The sequence below is a fragment of the Rheinheimera sp. MM224 genome (assembly GCF_947090785.1).
GTDB lineage: Bacteria > Pseudomonadota > Gammaproteobacteria > Enterobacterales > Alteromonadaceae > Pararheinheimera.
Map to the genome: position 1 here is coordinate 1,694,136 of NZ_OX352320.1, position 21,135 is coordinate 1,715,270.

Consider the following 21,135-nt stretch of genomic DNA (forward strand, 5'->3'; position numbering starts at 1 on the left):
TTATGGATGTTGCTCAGTATTTTATAAAAAATAAAACATCGTCCTGGCTAGTGACTGCTATTTTATTGATAGGCGGCACCATGGCCTATTTTGGTCTGGGCCGGTTGGAAGATCCGCAGTTTACCCTCAAACAAGCCTTGATCATCACATCCTACCCCGGTGCTTCGCCTTTACAGGTCGAGGAAGAAGTCAGTTATCCGATTGAAAATGCCATTCAGCAATTGCCTTATGTCGACCATGTGACCTCTATTTCCACCAATGGTACCTCGCAAATTATGGTGGAGATGAAAGGCATTTACCGGGCGAAAGAGCTGAAACAAATTTGGGATGAGCTGCGTCGCAAGGTCCATGATTTAACTCCGCAATTACCACCCGGTGTGCAAACTCCGGTCGTCAATGACGACTTTGGTGATGTGTATGGCATGTTGTATGCCATTACAGGCGAAGGCTATTCAGACGAAGAAATTCGGGATTATGTCGACTTTTTACGTCGTGAGCTGGTGCTGGTTGATGGGGTTGGCAAAGTGTCAGTCAGTGGCAGGCAACAGGAACAAGTTGTGGTCGAAATATCCCGCTCCCGTCTGGCGGCTTTAGGTATTCCACCTACTCAGATTGCCAGCTTGCTGCAAACTCAGAATGTGGTGAGTAATGCCGGGGCTTTGCGCCTTGGGCCAGACAGGATCCGTATTCATCCAACAGGCGAGTTTCAGTCGGTACAGGAGCTTGAGCAACTGATTATCAGTAATCCTGCCGCCAAAGAGCTGATTTATTTAGGTGATGTCGCCAAGGTTTACAAAGATGTGCAGGAAGTGCCGAGTCAGATTTTAAAGTTTGACGGCAAAAATACCCTGACCTTGGGGGTGTCTTTTAGTCAGGGCGTAAACGTAGTCGACGTCGGAGCTTTAGTCACGGCCCGTATGGCCGAACTGGACTACGCCAGACCTGTGGGTATGGATATCAATACCATCTACAACCAGCCTGCCGAAGTAGAAGCCTCAGTTGGTGGTTTTGTGCTGAACCTGCTGGAATCTGTGGTCATAGTGATTGTGGTGTTGTTGGTGTTTATGGGGCTTCGCAGTGGCTTTTTAATTGGCCTTATTTTGCTGCTGACCGTGCTTGGCACCTTTATTTTTATGCAGCAAATGCAAATTGAGCTGCAACGGGTGTCACTGGGCGCGCTGATTATTGCCTTAGGTATGCTGGTGGATAATGCCATTGTGATAACCGAAGGAATTTTAATTGGCATGCAAAGGCGCTGGAGTATCAGTGAATCAGCTTCAGCCATAGTCAAACAAACCAAATGGCCTTTGTTAGGTGCAACAGTTATCGCTATTACCGCTTTTGCACCTATAGGTTTGTCCAGTGATGCAACGGGGGAGTTTGCCGGTAGTTTGTTTTGGGTCTTGTTGGTCAGTTTGCTGCTGAGCTGGGTGACAGCTATTACGCTAACGCCGTTTTTTGCCAGTCTGTTTTTTAAAGAAGAATTAAATGCCAAAGTGGATGAAACGCAGGGCGAACCTGAACTCTACCGTGGTTTTATTTTTGACTGGTACAGAGGTGCTTTAACGGCAGTATTGCGCTACAGAGTCTTAAGTTATGGCCTGATGATCCTGTTACTGATTTTGTCGGTGATGGGCTTTGCCAAGGTTAAACAAGTGTTTTTCCCAGCCTCTAATACACCAATTTTTTTAGTGGATCTATGGCAACCAGCCGGCACTGATATTCGGCAGTCCGACGCCGAGGCTTTGGAAGTTGTACGGTATTTAAAAGCTCTGGAAGGAGTAGAGGCTGTCACTTTAACCTCTGGCCGTGGCGCTGACCGTTTTATGCTGACCTATCAGCCCGAGCGTTTTTATGCAGCCTATAGCCAACTGATAGTGCGGGTGGAAGACAAATCGCTGCTTGCAGGACGTATGGCAGATGTCAGCTCTTACATCAACGAGCAACACCCTGGACTCCGGCACAAATTAAAACGACTGGATGTAGGCCCTTCCACTGCAGCTAAACTGGAAGCCCGTTTTAGTGGCGCAGACCCTAATGTACTAAGGCAACTGGCTGAGCAAGCCAAAGCTATTATGCTTCAGGACCCAGGCACCCGTAATTTACGCGATGACTGGAGCAACAGAGTCAAAGTGATCCGACCGCAGTTTAATGAGGCTTTAGCACGCAGAGTCGGCATTAGTAAGCAGGATGTGGACGATGTGCTGCTAACTCATGTCAATGGCCGCACTGTGGGTATTTACCGGGATGGCACGCATTTATTACCTATTATCACCCGTGCACCGGACTCGGAGCGACAAAGTGTGGATGCACTGGCCGATTTGCAGGTCTATAGCCCTAAGTTAAACCGCTATATCCCCATCAGTCAGGTGGTCAGCAGTTTTGCGTTGGAGTGGGAAGATCCACAAATTATGCGTCGTGACCGTAAACGCACTTTAACTGTGATGGCCGATCACAATATTTTAAGTGATGACACAGCGGCCTCTTTACTGAAAAGAGTAAGGCCACAAATCGAAGCTATACCGCTGCCTACGGGCTATAGCCTGAGCTGGGGTGGTGAACTGGAAGCACAGACCAAAGCACAAAAAGCTCTGTTCAGCTCTCTGCCTATGGGTTATCTGGTGATGTTTGTGATCACTGTGTTGCTATTCAGCTCCATGCGCGATGCACTGGTGATTTGGGCTTGTGTGCCCATGGCGCTGATTGGTGTCACACTTGGATTACTGGCGGTTAATGTCCCTTTTGGCTTTTTAGCCTTGCTGGGCTTTCTGAGTTTGTCCGGTATGCTGGTGAAAAACGGTATAGTCTTGCTTGATCAGATTAAACTGGAATTAAGTCAGGGGCTTGCGCCTTATCAAGCAGTCTATGACAGCGCTGTTAGCCGGGTTCGGCCAGTGTCTATGGGCGCCATTACTACTATTCTGGGTATGTTGCCTTTAGTCACAGATGACTTCTTCGCTAGTATGGCTGTGGTCATTATGTTTGGCCTTGGTTTTGGCACCATCCTCACCTTGCTGTTTTTACCTTTGATGTATTGTTCCATTTACCGAATTAAATCGGTGAGTTAGTTGTCTCTAAACCTGCCGGGGAAACAGCGTTTTACTGCTTTCTCCGGCTTTTCTTTGTGGTTTTTTTCGTTAAAACTATTCTTGCGGTTGTGTTGGTCTTTTTCTGCGATAAATGCTGGACTTTGCGCCCTGTGCTTGTGGTAATCTCCTAAAAAACACAGAACAAAAAGGATGCTGTGGCTCTTTTGCATAGCACCCGGATTCTATTTTTGAATTGTCGTGGGCTTGCCTGTGATCTCTGCCCCTGTATGGACATTATAACTATGAAAAAACTCGCCCTTTCTCTTGCATGCAGCTTTGTCTTTTCTGTTAGTGCTGCCGATCATTTACCGCCTTTACCTTACTGGCAAGGTTCGACCTTAAGTCTGATTAAACCTGCGCAGCATCCTTGGGTGACTCCTGCTGAAGTGTCTGATTTGTCAGAAACTCCTGATTACGAAACCACCATTAAGTATCTGGAGCGTTTAGCTGCCAGTACGCCCTTGATTAAGCTGGAAGTGATAGGCCAAAGCCCGCAGGGCAGGGCTATTTATCTGGTCAAAGCTGGTGCTGATCCCGACATGATTGGCCGGGACCATAAGCCGGTATTACTGGCGCAAGCTGGTATTCACAGTGGCGAAATTGACGGCAAAGATGCTGGTTTAATGTTGTTGCGTGACATTGTGCATGGCGATAAAGCGGATTTATTAAAAGAAGTAAACCTGTTATTTATCCCGGTTTTTTCTGTTGATGGCCATGAGCGCAGCGGTAAATACAATAGAATGAACCAGCGTGGGCCTGAGTTACAAGGCTGGCGTGCTACAGCGCAAAACCTGAATTTAAACCGCGATTATATGAAAGCGGAAGCACCTGAGATGCAGGCGCTGTTGAAATTGCTGAACAGCTATCAGCCGGACCTGTATCTGGATATTCATGTCACGGACGGTGAAGACTACCAGTACGATATTACTTATGGTTTTAATGAACCTTTTGCTGCTTTAAGCCCAAATGCGGCCAGCTGGCTTGCCAGTAGCTACCGCTCAGAAGTTGATCAGGCATTAACTGCCGCAGGCCATATACCAGGACCTCTGGTGTTTGCGCATAATAGCTCTGATTTCAGCAAAGGTTTGGCAGGTTCAACTTCTTCACCACGTTTTTCCAATGGCTATGGTGATTTACGCCATATCCCCACAGTACTGGTAGAAAACCATAGCTTAAAGCCTTATAAACAGCGGGTTTTAGGTACCTATGTGCTGTTAGAGCAAAGTTTAAAGCTGCTGCAGCAACAAGGCGCAGTGCTGAAACTGGCAAAAAAAGCCGATGAAAATGCGCGGCCAGAGCGCCAGGTTCTGGCGTGGAAAGCCAGCGAAACACCTGATTATATTGCTTTTAAAGGAGTGGAAGCTGTTCAGAAAAAAGATGCTATCACGGGTGTCACTTATCAAACCTGGACTGGCAAGCCACTGAATTATGAGCAGTTGCCAGTGTATTGGGAAAAAGAGCCAGCCGCTGAAATTGACGTGCCTAAAGCCTACTGGATCCCACCAGAGCAGCAGGAAGTGATCGCTAAACTGGCGCTGCATGGTGTGCAGTTTACCAGTTTAAAATCGCCCAAAACCATTCAATTACAGCAATTAACCGCCACTTCACATCAGTTTGCTAATAAACCTTTTGAAGGCCGTTTTGCGGTAAAAGCTGAATTTAGCCGCAACTGGCAAAAAATCCGTTTACCTGCTGGTTCAATCCGGGTCAGCACTGATCAGCCGTTAGGTGCTTTGGCTGTGGCATTACTGGAACCGACTGCGCCGGATTCTTTATTCAGCTGGGGTTTTATGCTGGGCATGTTTGAGCGGGTTGAGTACTTTGAAACTTACGCTATAGTGCCGCTGATTGAGACGGCACTGAAGCAGGACAAAAAGCTTAAAGCTGAATTTGACGAAGCAGTAAAACAGGATAAAAAGCTGGCGGCCGATCCGCAAGCCAAGCTGCAATGGTTATATCAGCGCCTGCCTTATTATGATCAGCATTACCTGAAGTACCCGGTTTTAATCGAATAATTAAAATGGGGTCGGCTGACATTGTTCGCTATTAACAATGCGCGCTGGCCCCACTTTTATGTTAACTCACCAATTCCTTATCCGTGTTGCTAAAGATAGCGTACTGGTTTTTGCCTGAGTGTTTGGCCTGGTACATGGCGATATCGGCTTGTCTTATTAGGGTTGCGTCATCCACAGCTTTTTTCTGCGGGTAAAAGGTAATACCAATGCTGGCACTGACTCTGGCTTGCTGTGTATGCAAATCAAAAGGTTTGCTGGCACTATGAAGTAAACGTTCAATCAGAGGAATACAATCTGCCTCGCAGGGTAATTCAGTTAACAAGGCAATAAATTCATCACCACCCAACCTGGCGAGTGTATCATTTTCCCTCATCACGCAACGCATCCGGTTTGCCAACTCAACTAACAGATAATCACCTGCTTCGTGACCCAGGCTGTCATTAACAGCCTTAAATCCGTCAATATCAATAAATATAACGGCCATCAGCTGTTTTCTGCGTTTAGCCAGAGCCATGTTTTGTGCAATCCTGTCTTTGAGCAGCAACCTGTTAGGTAAGCCGGTCAACGCATCAAAATGCGCAATAAAACGTAGTTTATCTTCCTGAGCTTTCTGCACTGTAATATCGGAAAACAAAGCGACATAATGCAGAGCTTGATGTTGCACATCCTTTACCACAGAGATGGTTAAAGCCAATAACATAGATTCGCCATTTTTGCGTTTACTTTGTATTTCACCTTCCCAGTATCCAGCCCGGCTTAGTTTTTGCCATAACGATTCGAAATACAACTTATCCGATTGCGATGAACCCAAAAGTGCCAGATGGCAGCCCAGTGCTTCGGTTTCTGTGTAACCTGTAATACGGCTAAAAGAATGGTTTAAATCCAGAATAGTGCCACTGGCGTCGGTAATAAAAATACCTTCACGGGCCTGAACAAACACACTTGCGGCCAGCTCTTGCTTCATCTGCGCATGATGCCGCTCCGAAATATCCAGTTGTGAGCCAATAACTTCAGTGACCCGGCCTTTTTCGTCTCTCAGTGCGCAAAGTTGATTTTCGATACAGATCTGTTGGTTGTTTTCCTGTGGCTCGTCAGCGTATAAGCTTGAATTGGCTAAATTACGCAGCAAGGTGCAGCTGTATTTCAGTACACCTGGGTAACCTGCACCTGCCCAGTCGATAAACTTCTGTGCAATGATCTGTTGATTATCCGGATGCACAGACAGGTTCCACCAGTTTGCCATTCGCATGATTTCCATCGAGCTTTTCAGATACATGGTAAAGCAATTGGGACTGATGTAATTCAGCCGCATCGTCTCTGGATCGAATGCATAAATGACCGAGGGACTACGCTCAATCAATTGATCCAGTCGCTTAAAACTTCTTTGCAGACGATTTTCAATCCAATAGCGGCGGCTAACATCAGTTCCTAGTAACACAAAGTCAGAACCATTTTCAGGCGCACCAGGCAAACGAAACAGATCGGAGTCCAGATACAGCTCTTTGCCGTTTGCCAGCTGGATTTTCAGGCTAAGCACCATAGCCTCTTTGGAGTGCTCCAGGAGCCGCTGCATAGCCGATTGCAGAGTCTCTTTTTGACTTGGATCCGCCAGCAAGTCTATCAATAATTGCCCCTGCAGATTTTGAGCTGGGATATGCAGAAGTTTGAGCGCATTGTCATTAAAATGCACAATACGACCTTGTAGATCTAAGCCAAATAACAGCACATGAACTGTATTGTTCAGTACTGTACTCATCTGTGTTTTTTGCAGCATCAAGCTTTGGTTTAACTGCTGTAATTTGTCATTCATCAGGCTTTGCCGGGCATTTTTATGCCGAAATACGATATACAAAGTTAAAAGCAACAGCAGTAACAGTACCACGGACAAAAGTGTTCCTCTGTGATCACTCCAGCTGTGCATAAAACTCTGGGCGCCGCCCGCCTGATAAGGTGCCAAGGCAAGTGCCTGCACGCTGTGCTCTACAGACTGGTAATCCGCCGCTGCACCAAAGGCCTCAGTAAATCCTCTAGCTCTGGCCTCAGTTTCCCAGCGAAGTAAAGCAGCCATCATGCGGCTGACTATGACCTGTGGTACTGCAGGCATCACCAGTAAAGGTCTGTCCGGGTAGAGGCGGGTTGAGCTTTGAAAAGGTAATTCAGCTAGTTGCTGAAGGTTCAGCAGCTTTATTTCATCTTTGGTAATAACGCCTTGTTGTGTCAGTTTTTCGACTGCGCCGCTGCGGACGAAGCCTATATCGGCCTGTTGATTTTTTACCGCTGCAATCACAGCTTGATCCGAAGTGAGGTGGTGTATTAACTCTGCTGGCAAACTAATACCTAGTTGCTGAAGTTCCCTGAGTTGAGCTACGTAACCAAGCAATGAAGTAGGGCCAGTCGTGGCAATTTTCGCCTGAGTGATAGCTTTCATATCACAAAGTGGATTGGACCCCAGACAAAATATAACCCCACCAGATAAATCAAATTGGCCAGCTTCTGTCAGCATAACCTGACTCAGTAGAGGCAATCGCAGCTTGCCTGTGGAGCGCAGATGCAGGTAGTGGTATGGGTCGGTCAGCAAGAAATCAGTTTGAGTTTGAATGTCTGCCAGATCCAGATTGGTGGGCTCAATAAAGACCAGTTGCACTTCAGCAGGTGCCAGCTGAGTGATGAGAAAGTGATACAAAGGCGCGTAGTGCAGCTGGGTTTCATGGTCAGTGTTGTGTGCCAGTACGCCAAAGCGGATCGGGGATGTTACAACTTGAGCTGATACTTGTATAGCAGCACAATAGAGTACAATCAGGCAATACAGAGCGCGTTTCATGACAGCAGCACCAATTGTCGAAGCGCAGCCGTATCAAATAAATTTGCGCTGTATTCGTACTGCAAATGCTGCTCTGCGGCAGGCATAAAAGCGACTAGTTGCTGCATCGAGTTATGTAAAGTGCCGGACTCACACAGCAGTGACATATTCTGCGCTGCTGTAGGAAAGTCCACACTGGCAAAGTAACTATGGGTTTCACTTAAAGTGAGATTGCGCCACAGTGCAGTGCGCCGCATGCTGTCCCCGGCAAATAGCCTCAGTTGCTGCAATCCAAGGTAATAACTATTAAGTAAACGCGTCGGTATGTCGTTCAGCCAGTCAATCCTGTCGGTTCGTACCGCCAGCACCTGAAACATTTGCGGAGTACACTGGCGTCCGTCAAACAGCCGTTTTGCGCCTGTACGTTCTATATAGTGTGACACTGGAGGAGAGTTGATAGCTGCGTCAATCTGACCATTTTCCCATGCCATCAGTTGTTTGAGTTGTGGCAAGTATGCGATTTCGACATCTTTTCGGGTCAGACCTACATCGACAAGATAATGTTCAAGTAATAATTCAGCGGCCGCACGTGGCTCCAGCGCAATAATTTTTCCTTTGAGATCTGCGGCTCTGCTGAACTCCGGGCGGGATAATAAGGTATGGGCACCGCAGGAGTTCGCTAGTACCAGTATGATTTGTAATGGAATACCAGCCGCGAGACAGAGCAGCACTTCATCTAACGCAAGAGTCGCTGCATCTAATTCTCCGGACATCATGGCGTTTACCACCGCATCGGCAGATCTGCTGCTTCTGAGCGTTACACCTGCGGGTAATAAATTGAAATGTTCGCTCAGATAAAAGGCTTCGTGACCCGGGTGTTGATAAACTCCAAGGCTAAAAGCTTTGTTTCTGCCGCATGCCGAAGCTGCTGTTATGAGCAAAGGAGTTGCCACGCACAGTTGTAAAAACTGACGGCGTGTCAATTTGTATGCGTTCCCCATAGTATTTTGCAATCCTTGCAACTCAATGGTTGCTAAATCAAATCCAGCCCGAACAGCAGACATCCCTTGTTCCTTAGGCTTCAGGCTGGTGCGGAACCCGATACTTTTACATCCTGCCGTGAAAATACAATGCCACTTAAACATAACACTGTGATAAACAGCACTGCGTTAGCTGGTGCCTGTAAGTTAAAATCGACCAGGTTGTGGATTAACATATGGACAATAGCCACAGAACAACCAAAGGCTATGCCTCTGCTTAGTTTATTCTGTTTTACCCTCATCGTTTTCAGGTTCAGCCAAAGTAACCACAGCAGCCATACTCCCAGCATCAGTGTGACTGGCAGGCCAAGCTCAATAGCAAATTGCAGGTATTCGTTGTGTGCGTGATCATAAAACCCATGGTAATGACCTGGCTGGTAGGCTGGAAATACGGTATAAAAACTCCCCCCACCATGACCAAACCAGGGCGCGTCATGCAGTATTGGCAGGCTATCCAATACCACTTCATCTCGTGTTTCGGAAGCGAATGAGGTGTCCTCATAGCGCTGTTGTAGTTTTTCTATGCCAAAAATTGATCCTATTGCGATCATGTCAAACACAAAAATACTGATCACCAGAGGTTTGAGTAGCGCAGGTTTATTTTTGTAAAACCAGATGGCATACAAAGAGATGACCAATAACGCGGTGAAAAAAGCAGCATTCCCCATACGTGAACGACTCAACACCAGACCAACGACCATAATGATGAGTGCAAGACGCAGCAATATTTTCGTGCTGAGTAAAGATTCCAGCAAGGTTCGGCTGATCGTTCGCCAGTTCCACTGCATAGCCCGGCTGGATAATTCTGCCATCAGTAAACCCAGGCCTAATGCCAGAGCCAGAGCCAGATAGTTGGCAAAATGATTTTGGTAAACAAAAGAACCACGGGCTCTGTTGCCTTCGATAACGCCAAAAATGGGCGAGATCTCTATGCCTTGTAAATTCAGTATAGAGCCATAAGTGGCCTGAAACACACCACTGGCGACCACGACGTAACACAGCAGCTTTAACTCTCTGTCGGTGCGGAAATAACCGGTGATCAGCCAGGCAAATAGGGCATAAAACAGGGTTTTAAACCACAGAATTTCAGTTTGATTTGGATCTACTGTGCTAAGCCAGATAAAGGGGGACCACAGCTGAGCGCCAAGCACCAGTAGCACCAGCATAAAAGGTAACAGAGACCAATAGTGCCAGCGGCCTGTAAACCATGGGGATCGTCCCAGATAGACACAAAGCAAATGCAGGCTGAAGATAACCGCAATCAGCAGTTCAAGGATAGTCCATGCCCAGGGCCTGTTGCTGGCCAGCGGGATAGGGGACCAAAGTAGCGTAAAACAACACAAGACCCGGATCATAGTGAATAACAGTTGTGGTGAAGTCATCGGGTAACGCTTTCCATTTCGCGCAGCTCCCATGGGTACTCAGAACTAGTGCTAAAAGTACTGAGGGCCCGCAGGCCCTCATTTTATTGAACAGCTTTAGTTACCAGAGGCTGTACCGCCGCCACCACCTGAACCACCACCAAAACCAGCGCCACCAGGAGCACCAGCTGTGCCTGTGCCGGCACCAGTTCCGGCACCTTCAGCACCAGGACCTGCAGCAGTGGCCAAAGCAACAGCATCCACATTAACCCCTGGAGTTGCAGCAGCGATGGCTGTGATGGTATCTGCAGACATGCCAGCTGCAGCAGCTGCAGCAGCAACTGCACTGACAGCCGCGTCATCTAACAAGGCTGCCGCTTCAAAAGCAGCCTGCAACAGTGTTTCCCTGGTTGCATCATCTGGCGCAGCTTCGAGAATTTGCTGAAGTTCTGTTTTGATCACTGCCAGAGCCTGAGTCTCAGCTTCAAGTTCTGTCATATTCTGTGCCTGGTTCTGAGCAACCAGCGTTTGATATTGTTCAACAACAGCTTTAACCGATGCTACATCCTGAGCTAATACCGGAGTTGAAGTGAATACCGCGGCTGCAAACAGAGCGGCAGCGAGAGTAGTGGTTTTCTTCATACCTGTAATCCTTGTTGGTTAATATTTAGGCGAATGAAGCAAGTCTAAGTTAATGAATGCTTGTGTCAAGATAGATTTTTTCACCTGTACATTCACCTTCTGTGGTGCAAGTAACCAATTGCCCTGAACTGCGTTGACGCCAGCGGCAAAACAATTATCCATCACTTGTTCACATTCAATGTGAGGAGCAAGCACCTTGATCCCTATACCGTGACTGATTTGACATAAGGTTTTTATAAAAAACTGGTTATCCTGATCACTCAATGCAGTGGTGTAAGCACCGTCAATTTTTACGTAGTCGACATTCAGCCCCTGCAGGTATTTAAAGGTCGTCATACTGGCGCCAAACCGTTCGATACAGACTTTGCACTTGTTGCGTTTAATGATATCCATCAGGGCTTTGGTTTCGTCCGGCGCTTTTAAAATTGAATATTCAGAGACTTCAAACACCAGACGAACTTTGCCAGCCAATTGTTGCAGTTCTTTGTCGAGCCACTGCAAAAATAATGTCGATCCTACAGCCCCTTGTGACAAGTTAATGGCGTAGATATGGCTGGTTTCTTCCTGAACTTGTTTCAGAATAAAATTGATCACCTGTTGATCCAGCTGCAAGGACAGCCCTTGTTGTTCAGCCATAGCATAGGTTTCTGCAGTAGACAATTGGGAGTGTAGGTAATAAAACCGGACAAAGGTTTCAATGTATTCAATGGATTTATCCGCATTTACTACAGGTTGTGCCCAGAGTTCAAAATGATGGTTTTGGATCAAATCTTTAATCACGGCATGCCATGCCATGCGGCCTTCTGGCTTAATCAGCATGCTTTCATCTTTGACCAGCAAGGGTAAGTCTGGCTGCTGCACACGCTGAATAATGGCGCTGTCCAGCGTAGACAAGCAGTGATGCAGATTATCTTCAGGTTCGACTTCCATCAGTGCAACTGAGGCGAAGCCATTGGGGAAAAACACACTGTCCAATTGCTTCAGTTTAGAGCTCAATTGACGAACTTGTTTTTCCAAAGGTTCTGCACTGGCTTGACTTAAAAAGATAAAGTCGCTGCCGCCAAGACGGAATAACTGATTATTGGCTGAATGCTCCAGCGCTTCCCTGAACTCTTTTACCGCCAGTAAAATATACTGGTCAGCCGCTTCAAAGCCTTGACGCTGGTGTACATCGGTCAGCGAATGCAAACTCATCATGCCGATATGCAAATGCAGGTCGTGCGCTTTTTGCTCATTTTTTTCTGCGGTAAAACGTTGTTCCAGTAATCGTCTGTTGCCAAGGCCTGTCAGCAAATCAGTGAATACTTTCACTTTCAGCTCATCGGCTTGCAGACTAAGTGATTTAAAACTGCGCTGAATATTGGCGACCATCGCATTCATGGCTTTGACCACAGAGCGAAGATCCGTAGTGAAGGGCAGTTTATCCAGCTGCAAAAAGTTCTTTTTGCCCACTTCCTGCGCCTGCATTTCAATTTGCCGCAGAGGTTTCAGAACAGCAAAGACAATCAGCTGTATAAGCAGCACGCTTAACAAGGTGATCAGGGCTATGCTGTAGAAACTTTGTTTGGCTTGTTGCCACAGTGTTTTGTAGGCAATACCCGGATTGGATTGGATAGATAAAACACCTGCGACCATCCAGCCGTTATTTACCTCGCTACTTTGCATTGGCGGATCCAGCGGGAACAAAGACACAAACCATTCTGGTACTTCATCGTACTCAATAGGGTTTTGCCGTTTGATTTTTATCTCGTCTTTGCTGGTTTTAAACTCCAGCTCGGCGTAATAACCAGAATCAAAAATAGCGCTGACCATAGTTTGCGCTATCACCAGATCCGGGTCGTCCATATAAGCCGACATCGATAAACCTAAGCTGGTCGCTGCATCCTGAGCGTGAGATTTCATTTGGGTGTTCAGATAGTGCTGTGTACTTTGCACTGAGATATACAAACTGAACGAAAAGGTAAACACCGCCACCAGCACAATGAGCATGTGCAGTTGCGCTCTTAACGATATACCGGGGAGTCTCCCCAAAAGCTTATGGGCCATAACAGTTACATTCCCTTCTCAATTCGGTTCAGCAAGTCCTGCCAGTTTGAACCCCCTGTCTTGCCTTCAACTTTACGTCCCAATCCCTGTGCTTTTGCAAGCCATAACCCTTCAGCGTTAAAGCCGTAGATAGGTTTGAGATCAGGTCTTCGGGTTGCCGGCTGGACTTTCTTAATCAGATTATCCAGAACCAGGGGTACAGAATTTTCACTCTCCATGTAAATCAGCACCATATGAGGCTCATTTACTGACATTGCTCTGACATACATGATCCGCAGCTTGCTATCAGGTACACCCATAGCTCGCAGAGATACATATTTAGCTATAGCAAAATCTTCGCAGTCGCCAGCTGCGGTTCCAAGCGTCTCTAGTGGTGTGGCCCAATAATCCGTCTGTCCCCAATGTCCCAGATCAGATTGAAAAGTGATCTGATCATTAAAGAACTGATTGACCTTATTGACCCGCACCCAGTCCGACTCTGACTGACCTTCCTGTAGTAAATCACGCCATTGTCTGACCCTGCTAAGCGCCGGATCACCATATTTACTACGAATACTTTCCAGTACTTTTGGCTCAAATACAGCTGCCAGATAATCGGCGTTGCCAAAAATAGAGACAGAAAAAGACAGCAGCACTACAACCGCATACCTGCGTAGCATAAACCTCCCGGTATCACCTGACATGCGGCCACCATTAGATGTGAGTCAAGCAAACTTCCATGACTATACAGTACAGTCTTGCCCATCCAATCCGTTTCCCAGAGCGTTTTAAAACAGATGTGTTGCGCCTGACATGCGGCCATCATTAGCTCAGAGTCAAGCAAATTTCCATAACTATACAGTCCTGCCTTATCTATCCGGTCCGTTTCCCTGAGCGTTTTAAAACAGATGTGTTGTCTTGAGTAAAACAGCTTTGGTTAAAAAAGATACTGTAATCTGCCACTTTCTGTAGAGCTTGCCAAGGGACTGATTGATGAATAATTCTGCATTGAATTCGGTGCATTAGTTTGGAGCGTTATCGCACCAAGATTGCACGGTGAAACAGGTTAAACTATGGAAAATAGCTATGATTTTATCATTTTTATCATATTTCAACTGGCCTGGACCTAAAATTTGCTCTGGCATAAGAAATGCTTGATTTGTGAACAGTGTGGTCTTGTCGTTTATTCCGGGCAGGCTTTAACTCTTTTGTCACATAGTGCAAATAGAGTAAATGAACATCAGGCTCCGTGTTGCGGAGTATTACAGGCAGGGAGTGGCCTTTGCTGAGCAGTTGAGCGAAAACATACCGTTTCATTACAACTTTATATCAGCACACTATAGAAGGAGTTTTATATGCAACCATCTGAATTTCGTAAAGTAACAAGAGCCGTCATACCTGTTGCCGGTCTTGGAACACGCATGTTGCCTGCAACAAAAGCTATCCCGAAAGAAATGTTACCTGTGGTTGATAAGCCTTTGATCCAATACGTGATTGAAGAAGCGGCAGCTGCAGGTATTACTGAAATCATTTTAGTCACCCACAGCAGTAAAAACTCCATCGAAAACCATTTCGACACCAGCTTTGAATTAGAAACTCAGTTGGAAAAAAGGGTGAAACGTTCGCTGTTAGAAGAAGTGCGATCGATTAATCCCAAGCATGTCACAGTGATTTCGGTGCGTCAGCATGTGGCTTTAGGTTTGGGGCATGCCATTTTGTGTGCCGCCCCTATTATAGGTAATGAACCTTTTGCGGTGCTGCTGCCTGATGTGTTGATCAGCAAGTACGAAAGTAATTTAAAACAAGATAACCTGAAAGCCATGCTCGACCGTTATCAGGTGACTGGCGCCAGTCAGGTGATGGTTGAAGCAGTACCTGCAGCTGCGGTCAGCTCTTATGGTGTGGTGGATTTAAATGGAGCTGCTATTGCAGAGGGCCAGTCTGTGCAGCTGCATGCCATGGTAGAGAAACCTTTGGTGGATGAAGCTCCGTCTAATATGGCCATTACCGGCCGTTATGTATTGTCTCCTGCTGTGATGGAAATCCTGAGTTTTACCCAGCCAGGTGCTGGTGATGAAATTCAGCTGACGGATGCATTAGCTCAGTTGTTAAAAGAACAAACCATGGAAGCCTACCGTATTGTTGGCCGAAGCCACGACTGCGGCAGTAAGCTGGGTTACCTGGAAGCTATTGTCACTTACGCACTGAAAGATCAGGTATTAGGCGCTGAATTTGGTGCCTACCTGCAAACTTTGTTAAGCAATAAAAAACTTAGTTTAATCGCCTGAGTCTGGCTTTTTTGTCTGTCTGGCGTCCGGCATTGAGCTGTTAAAGTAGCGGCGTTTATCTTTATCAATGGCCTGACGCATTGCTTCAAAGTTAAAGGGATAACACATGAAGTTAAGTATTTTTGGTACAGGTTATGTAGGTTTGGTCACTGGCGCTTGTCTGGCAGATGTTGGACACGATGTGATTTGTGTTGACGTCAATCAGGCAAAAATTGACAGCCTGAAACTGGGAGGGATCCCGATTTATGAACCTGGTCTTGAAAGCGTCGTAAAAAGTAATGTGGCGCAAGGCAATCTGAGATTTACCACCAGTGCTGAAGAGGCAGTGCAGCATGCTGAGGTTATTTACATCGCCGTAGGCACACCACCAGACGAAGACGGTTCGGCAGATTTGCAGTACGTAATGGCTGTTGGCAAAACCATAGGTCAGTTGATGAACAGCTATAAAGTGGTCGTCAATAAAAGTACTGTACCTGTAGGCACGGCAGATAAAGTGACGGAGGTCATGCAGCAGGCGCTGAACGATCGCAATTCCACTGCTGAATTTGACGTGGTCTCCAATCCTGAGTTTTTAAAAGAAGGCGCAGCTGTAGCTGACTTTATGCGGCCCGACCGCATTGTTATTGGCACCAGTTCAGACTTTGCTGAAAGTATTATGCGTGAGGTATACGCGCCTTTTAACCGTAACCACGAAAAAATCATCGTCATGGATGTGCGCAGCAGCGAACTGACCAAGTATGCAGCCAACTGCATGCTGGCGACCAAAATCAGCTTTATGAACGAAATGTCCAATATTGCAGAGCGGGTTGGTGCAGATATTGAGAATGTTCGTAAAGGTATTGGCTCGGATCCCCGTATTGGTTACCACTTTATTTACGCTGGCTGTGGTTATGGTGGCAGTTGCTTCCCTAAAGATGTTCAGGCGTTAGCGCGTACCTCGGCTCAGTTTGGTTATGAATCAAAAATTCTGAATGCGGTAGAAAACGTCAATAACAAACAGAAAGAAAAACTGTTTGAGATGATTTGTAAGCACTACGGTGTCTGGGATAAAGCTGAAAAAGGCGAGACCAAAGATATTTTAAAAGGCAAAACTTTTGCGCTTTGGGGTCTGGCCTTTAAACCTAACACGGATGATATGCGTGAAGCACCAAGCCGTGTATTGATGGAACAACTCTGGGCCGCCGGTGCAAAAGTGCAGGCTTATGATCCTGAAGCCATGGATGAAACCCAAAAAATCTACGGCGATCGGGCGACGTTGTCTTTGCTTGGTACCAAAGAGGGCGCAGTCCGGGACGCGAATGCGTTAGTGATTATCACCGAATGGAAGGCCTTTAAGGTGCTGGACTATGCCTTTGCGAAAAGCAATTTAAAAGATTCAGTGATCTTTGATGGCAGAAATATTTTTGACCAGGCGTCGATGAAAAGAGAGGGAATTACCTATTATTCAATAGGTCGTGGGTAACCTTCAATGAAAGGATTAGTGGCAAGCTTTCTTTCGAAAGGCTCTCTGTTTGCTTTTCAGCTATTGACCTTAATGCTGTTGTCCAGATTTGTCGACAAACAGTATTTTGGGGCTTTTGCGATCATCAACAGCTTATACTTTTTCTGCATTATCGTCTCGGAAGCGGGCGGTATGCAGCAGGTGATCAATGCACAAAACAGTGCTGATGAAAAAAGGATTATTGCAAAATCCTTTCTGACGTCAGCTCTTGGTGTTGCAGTCATGCTGCTGTTGTTAGTATTACTGCCTTTGCTTTACAGCATTGATGTCAGTGTTGGGGCTATGCTGTTGCTGATGTCAGCCTTGCTGTTTTATGGTGTCGCCTCAAGTCTGACCGGGGTGCTGTATAAAGAACTCAGATTTTACAAAGTTGCTTTTGTCGAATGCACAGCTGAGCTGCTTTCACTGGCGGTAGCTTTTGCGTACGGGTACTTTTATTCATTTGATATCACCGTCTTAATTATAAAAATCAGTGGTTACTCTTATATCCGCTTTTTAATCCTCTGGATTTTTTTCAAAGAACACGCCCTTTTTGGCAATGCTATTGGCCTGATACGGCAGAAATCATCGGATAACTCCGGTTTTTCGACCAAGGTCACCCTGAGTAACCTGTTGTCGTTTTTTGTCCGCTTTGGCGACAATTTGGTGATAGGCAAGCTGTTTAGTCTGGAGATTTTATCTCTGTATGACAGGGCCTATCAGATCACTAAATACCCTGTAATGCTGATCGCGTTTTCGTTACAACCTGCCATTCAGCCTTTGGTTAAAAAGTTAAAAAGCTTTCAGGAGCTGAGGTTTTTTTTGCTAAAAATAAGTGCGATATTTTTAGTAGGTGGTTTTTTCCTGGTGCTGTTTATCCAATTGAATGCACGGGACATCATTATCTTCATCATCGGTGAACAGTGGGTCGGTATTGAAGATATGCTGATCATCTTAAGTATTTCTATTCCTTTCCAGGCCATGTATAGCGTCAGTGGTGGTATTTATTACGCTCTTTCGCACCCCGAACGAAATTTGAAAATTAATCTGATGCTGGTGGTGATGTTGCTGGCTTCCATACTGCTGGGTTATTTCGCAGATAGCTTTTTAACTTCATTAGTACTTATTTCAGCCTCGTTTATCACCGTCTCATTTATTTGCTTCTTTGACATCTGGTATATGGAAAGAAGAATGATCATGCCATGGAGAGCCAATGAAAGTCCTTCACGTAGCTGAAACTGTTAAAGGCGGCGTCGCCACTTACCTGAATCTGTTGAGTCATGTGACAGGTGAGCAGTGCACTAATGTATTTTTGGTGCCTGAAAATCAGCGCACTTATATAGAGAATGAGTCTATAGGTTTTAGCTCCACAGGCCGCGGCGTGTCTGGTTTGCTCTCGATGTTCAAAGCTTTTTATCGGCTGTGTAAAAGTGACAGTCCGGACATTATTTTTCTGCACAGTACCTTTGCTGGTCTTCTTCGGCTTTTTTGCATCATCAACCCGGCACTGAAAGATAAGTTTGTTTATTGCTCCCATGGCTGGAGCTTTAATATGGATAAGAGAAAAATCATCTTAAAACTCTATGCTGCCATTGAGCTTTGTCTGTCCTGGCTCTGCGCAAAAATAGTCTGTATTTCGGGTTACGAGATGAATGAAGCCATCAGGATTGGCATCAGTAAAAGAAAACTCATCGTTATTTACAATTCCCTTCCTGAATCTTATGAGCTAGATCATGACTTTAAACCTGATTTTTTAACTGAAGAGCAGCAAAAGTACATTGTCTTTATCGGTCGGAAAAGCCAGCAGAAAGGCTATGACTTTTTAGATGAACTATCCCGTTACCTTCCCTCACATTACAAAATAGTCGTCATAGGCGATTTTGACAGCAGTGATTTTCACAGTGACCGTATCGTTGTCGCTGGCTGGCTTAGCAGCAGCAAAATCAACAGTATTTTAATTGGTGCCAGAGCCTTGATCTGCCCTTCAAGGTGGGAAGGTTTTGGTTTTGTTGTGATTGAATCCTTTCGTGTTGGCGTGCCTGTGATTGGTTCCAACAGAGGTGCTCTGCCTGAGCTGATTTTACCGCCTTTAAATGGCTTTACTTTTGATCTGGATAACCTGGCCTCAACAGAGTCCATCTTTGTGGCGCTTGACGATGAAGCTAAGTTTCGCGAGTTGAAATTAAATGCCAAAGCTGCATTTTTGCAGCGTTTTACCGCAGAGAAATTTAAGGCCTCGATATTAACTTTGTATAAAGACCTTCAGGTGGGAAAATAACATGATCACAGTGAACTCCTGCATCTCCACCTCATTGGGTGGTATTGAAACCTTAATTCGGGAGGTTCAGTCCTTATTTAAAGGCTCTGGCGCCCGGGTCACAGAGTTTTTTAAGTACAGAGCGGGCAAGCATGTCTACAGTGAATCTCCTGCAGTAACTTACATTTGCTACGGCGAAGAGAGTAAAGCTGGGTATGCCGCAAAAATAATGACGGCATTGAATTTATGGCGGCAGTTGAAAAAACTTGCTCCTGTAGGAGAGGACCTGCTGGTTTTTCATCCTACTGATATTCTGTATATCCCTGCCTCTGTCTTGAAACTGAACAATGTCATTTTAGTGCAGACCAACCGCCTGGACATTATCTTTACGCCTTTGGGCAAGCTGGCGATGGCGCTCAGAAGCCGCTATATCAATCACTTTACGGTTTATACCTCCTTCGATGAAGCTGAGCTCGGTGCACTGTATCCGCAGTTTAAATCCAGAATAAAAATTATCCCCAGAGCCAGTAAAATAGATAAAGCGGGCACTATTCCCGTGCAGTCGAAAAAATTACTGACGCTGGCGCGGGTTTTTGAAGATCAGAAAAACTTCAAAGCTATGGTGGAGGTGATGAGGCTTTTGCCTACAGACTACACTCTGGATATTTATGGTGATGGTTCAGAGCAAGAGGTGTCTGATTTAAAGGCACTGATAGCAGATGACAGCCGGATTACTTATAAAGGCTCTTCCAATAAAGTAGAGGAAATTTATAAAAAGTATTCTTTATTTTTAATGACGTCCCGCTATGAAGGCTTTGGACAAACCCTTGTGGAAGCAAGAAGCCAGGGCTTACCCATCATTTTGTTTGATACTTTTCCTGCCGCCCAATGGATAGTGCGCGACGGTGAAAATGGCTATTTGATCCCCCCTTATGACATAGCAGCTATGTCTGAAAAAATCATCACTGTGCTTGGCAATACGCAGGTCTATACCAGCTTTGGCCAGCGCGCTTTGGTGCTGGCCGAAGAAACCTCAAAAGGTGCGATCAATGACAGCTGGAAGGGGTTATCCATTGAACTCTAAACTCTGCTCCATCATTATTCCTGTGTATAACGACTGGGATTATCTAAAGCGACTGATAGAACGGATCCTCACTATCAGCGCTGGTTCCGCTGTTGATCTGAGTCACTTTTTTGAAGTGATTGTTATTGATGATGGCTCCGCTTCTGATCTTTCAGCTCAGATGCCGGTATCACCTATGGTGACTTATTTAAGAAAGACCAACGGCGGCGTGTCATCGGCGAGAAATCTGGGCATTGATTCCGCAAGCTCCGATTACATTATGTTTTTAGACTGTGATGACGATATACCGGACAACTTATTTGAAATCATGCAGCGGGATCTGGTGACATCAGATAAGGATATTCATCAGTACTCTTATGTCACACGGCATGAGGGGACTGGTGCAGAGACTAGCCACATCATCAATAGTGCTGATGGCACAGAGCTGTTTTCCCATTTTTTGCTGAAGAAAAATAGTTTTCATATCTGCTCATTTATTTTCAGCATGAAATTTTTGCAACAGCATCAGCTGCGTTTTAGCGAAGATACCGGCCTTAGCGAAGATGTATTGTTTATCTTTAATGCCTTTGCAGTCGCAGCGAACATCAAAGGTTTTGAGGATGTGCTTTATTATTACAACATCCGCCAGGGGTCTGTGATCTCTTCCTTTAAAGGCAAGCGAGAAACTGAACATCTGTCTGCTTTTGCTCAAATATCGCAGCTTAGTCAGACTCATCTGACCGGTGCTTTGCAATCCGAAGCCAATTTTTTTCTGAAAACCTGCCTTATTAACCTCTATGTCCGCAGTCTGAAGCTGGCAAAAGCCAATCATGCTGCAGACTACCTTGATTTATTGCAGCAAATGAAGCGTTTTGGCGCAGCGATAGGACGCTGTCACTATCCATATTCTTTCAAAGGCCTGTTCGTGATTGGATTCGATGTGTTGTTGAAAAGTTCTCAGTTTGAGCGCCTGTCGAAAGTAATGAACAGGACTGTACATGGGTAAGATCCTTTTATATTTAACCAGTTTTTTTCTTGTTTTCGAAAACACCGCGCTCAGTGTAATAGGGGGGCT

The 21,135-nt window shown here is 45.8% G+C and carries 13 protein-coding genes and 1 pseudogene; 8 read left to right on the top strand and 6 right to left on the bottom strand.

The genetic code is table 11. The features are described from left to right. Nucleotides 1-2: 2 nt before the first annotated feature. On the top strand, nt 3-3,068 hold the full coding sequence (locus OM978_RS08155; protein WP_264346337.1) for an efflux RND transporter permease subunit: 3,066 nt from the start codon (nt 3-5) through the stop codon (nt 3,066-3,068). A 263-nt stretch (nt 3,069-3,331) separates the two neighbouring features. Next, a complete protein-coding gene (locus OM978_RS08160) occupies nt 3,332-5,104 on the top strand; it encodes a M14 family metallopeptidase (protein ID WP_264346338.1) in 1,773 nt (590 codons plus the stop codon). Between the two features lie 61 nt (nt 5,105-5,165). On the opposite strand, the gene OM978_RS08165 is transcribed toward OM978_RS08160, so the two are convergent. The 6 genes from OM978_RS08165 to OM978_RS08190 form a co-directional block, all read right to left on the bottom strand. Further along, entirely contained in the window at nt 5,166-7,925 is a 2,760-nt protein-coding gene (locus OM978_RS08165) for a diguanylate cyclase domain-containing protein (protein ID WP_264346339.1), read from the bottom strand. After that, on the bottom strand, nt 7,922-8,968 hold the full coding sequence (locus tag OM978_RS08170; protein WP_264346340.1) for an ABC transporter substrate-binding protein: 1,047 nt from the start codon (nt 8,966-8,968) through the stop codon (nt 7,922-7,924). Before OM978_RS08170 ends, OM978_RS08165 begins: the two co-directional genes overlap by 4 nt. Before the next feature lie 17 nt (nt 8,969-8,985). Then, nucleotides 8,986-10,326, bottom strand: a complete 1,341-nt coding sequence (locus OM978_RS08175; RefSeq protein WP_264346341.1) for an O-antigen ligase family protein — start codon at nt 10,324-10,326, stop codon at nt 8,986-8,988. Nucleotides 10,327-10,422: 96 nt separating this feature from the next. Continuing rightward, nucleotides 10,423-10,947, bottom strand: coding sequence for a hypothetical protein (locus OM978_RS08180; RefSeq protein WP_264346342.1), 525 nt, complete (start codon nt 10,945-10,947; stop codon nt 10,423-10,425). Nucleotides 10,948-10,965: 18 nt separating this feature from the next. Continuing rightward, a complete protein-coding gene (locus OM978_RS08185; protein WP_264346343.1) occupies nt 10,966-12,936 on the bottom strand; it encodes an EAL domain-containing protein in 1,971 nt (656 codons plus the stop codon). Between the two features lie 62 nt (nt 12,937-12,998). Continuing rightward, nucleotides 12,999-13,676, bottom strand: coding sequence for a transglutaminase-like cysteine peptidase (locus tag OM978_RS08190; RefSeq protein WP_264346344.1), 678 nt, complete (start codon nt 13,674-13,676; stop codon nt 12,999-13,001). A 651-nt stretch (nt 13,677-14,327) separates the two neighbouring features. Between OM978_RS08190 and galU the strand changes: the two genes are divergently transcribed. The 6 genes and pseudogenes from galU to OM978_RS08220 all read left to right on the top strand — a co-directional run bounded on the left by galU (nt 14,328) and on the right by OM978_RS08220 (nt 21,066). Continuing rightward, nucleotides 14,328-15,260: a UTP--glucose-1-phosphate uridylyltransferase GalU gene (gene galU / locus OM978_RS08195; protein WP_264346345.1), complete on the top strand. Its 933-nt coding sequence runs from the start codon at nt 14,328-14,330 to the stop codon at nt 15,258-15,260. 106 nt (nt 15,261-15,366) lie between these two features. After that, complete coding sequence (locus OM978_RS08200; RefSeq protein WP_264346346.1) at nt 15,367-16,722, top strand: UDP-glucose dehydrogenase family protein; 1,356 nt, start codon at nt 15,367-15,369, stop codon at nt 16,720-16,722. Nucleotides 16,723-16,728: 6 nt separating this feature from the next. Beyond that, entirely contained in the window at nt 16,729-17,976 is a 1,248-nt protein-coding gene (locus OM978_RS08205; RefSeq protein WP_264346347.1) for an oligosaccharide flippase family protein, read from the top strand. Next, nucleotides 17,954-19,018 carry a glycosyltransferase gene (locus tag OM978_RS08210; RefSeq protein WP_264346348.1) on the top strand — a complete coding sequence of 355 codons (1,065 nt, stop codon included), beginning with the start codon at nt 17,954-17,956 and terminating at the stop codon, nt 19,016-19,018. Before OM978_RS08205 ends, OM978_RS08210 begins: the two co-directional genes overlap by 23 nt. A gap of 388 nt (nt 19,019-19,406) precedes the next feature. Continuing rightward, nucleotides 19,407-19,949: pseudogene (locus tag OM978_RS21500) on the top strand (glycosyltransferase); the annotation flags it as partial. A 97-nt stretch (nt 19,950-20,046) separates the two neighbouring features. Continuing rightward, nucleotides 20,047-21,066 carry a glycosyltransferase family 2 protein gene (locus OM978_RS08220; RefSeq protein ID WP_264346350.1) on the top strand — a complete coding sequence of 340 codons (1,020 nt, stop codon included), beginning with the start codon at nt 20,047-20,049 and terminating at the stop codon, nt 21,064-21,066. Nucleotides 21,067-21,135 lie beyond the last annotated feature (69 nt).

Coding starts and splice junctions, on each gene's coding strand:
- OM978_RS08155 (WP_264346337.1), top strand. CDS start 3: ATGGATGTTGCTCAGTATTTTATAAAAAATAAAACATCGTCCTGGCTA.
- OM978_RS08160 (WP_264346338.1), top strand. CDS start 3,332: ATGAAAAAACTCGCCCTTTCTCTTGCATGCAGCTTTGTCTTTTCTGTT.
- OM978_RS08165 (WP_264346339.1), bottom strand. CDS start 7,925: ATGAAACGCGCTCTGTATTGCCTGATTGTACTCTATTGTGCTGCTATA.
- OM978_RS08170 (WP_264346340.1), bottom strand. CDS start 8,968: ATGTCTGCTGTTCGGGCTGGATTTGATTTAGCAACCATTGAGTTGCAA.
- OM978_RS08175 (WP_264346341.1), bottom strand. CDS start 10,326: ATGACTTCACCACAACTGTTATTCACTATGATCCGGGTCTTGTGTTGT.
- OM978_RS08180 (WP_264346342.1), bottom strand. CDS start 10,947: ATGAAGAAAACCACTACTCTCGCTGCCGCTCTGTTTGCAGCCGCGGTA.
- OM978_RS08185 (WP_264346343.1), bottom strand. CDS start 12,936: ATGCTCATTGTGCTGGTGGCGGTGTTTACCTTTTCGTTCAGTTTGTAT.
- OM978_RS08190 (WP_264346344.1), bottom strand. CDS start 13,676: ATGTCAGGTGATACCGGGAGGTTTATGCTACGCAGGTATGCGGTTGTA.
- galU (WP_264346345.1), top strand. CDS start 14,328: ATGCAACCATCTGAATTTCGTAAAGTAACAAGAGCCGTCATACCTGTT.
- OM978_RS08200 (WP_264346346.1), top strand. CDS start 15,367: ATGAAGTTAAGTATTTTTGGTACAGGTTATGTAGGTTTGGTCACTGGC.
- OM978_RS08205 (WP_264346347.1), top strand. CDS start 16,729: ATGAAAGGATTAGTGGCAAGCTTTCTTTCGAAAGGCTCTCTGTTTGCT.
- OM978_RS08210 (WP_264346348.1), top strand. CDS start 17,954: ATGAAAGTCCTTCACGTAGCTGAAACTGTTAAAGGCGGCGTCGCCACT.
- OM978_RS08220 (WP_264346350.1), top strand. CDS start 20,047: ATGACAGCTGGAAGGGGTTATCCATTGAACTCTAAACTCTGCTCCATC.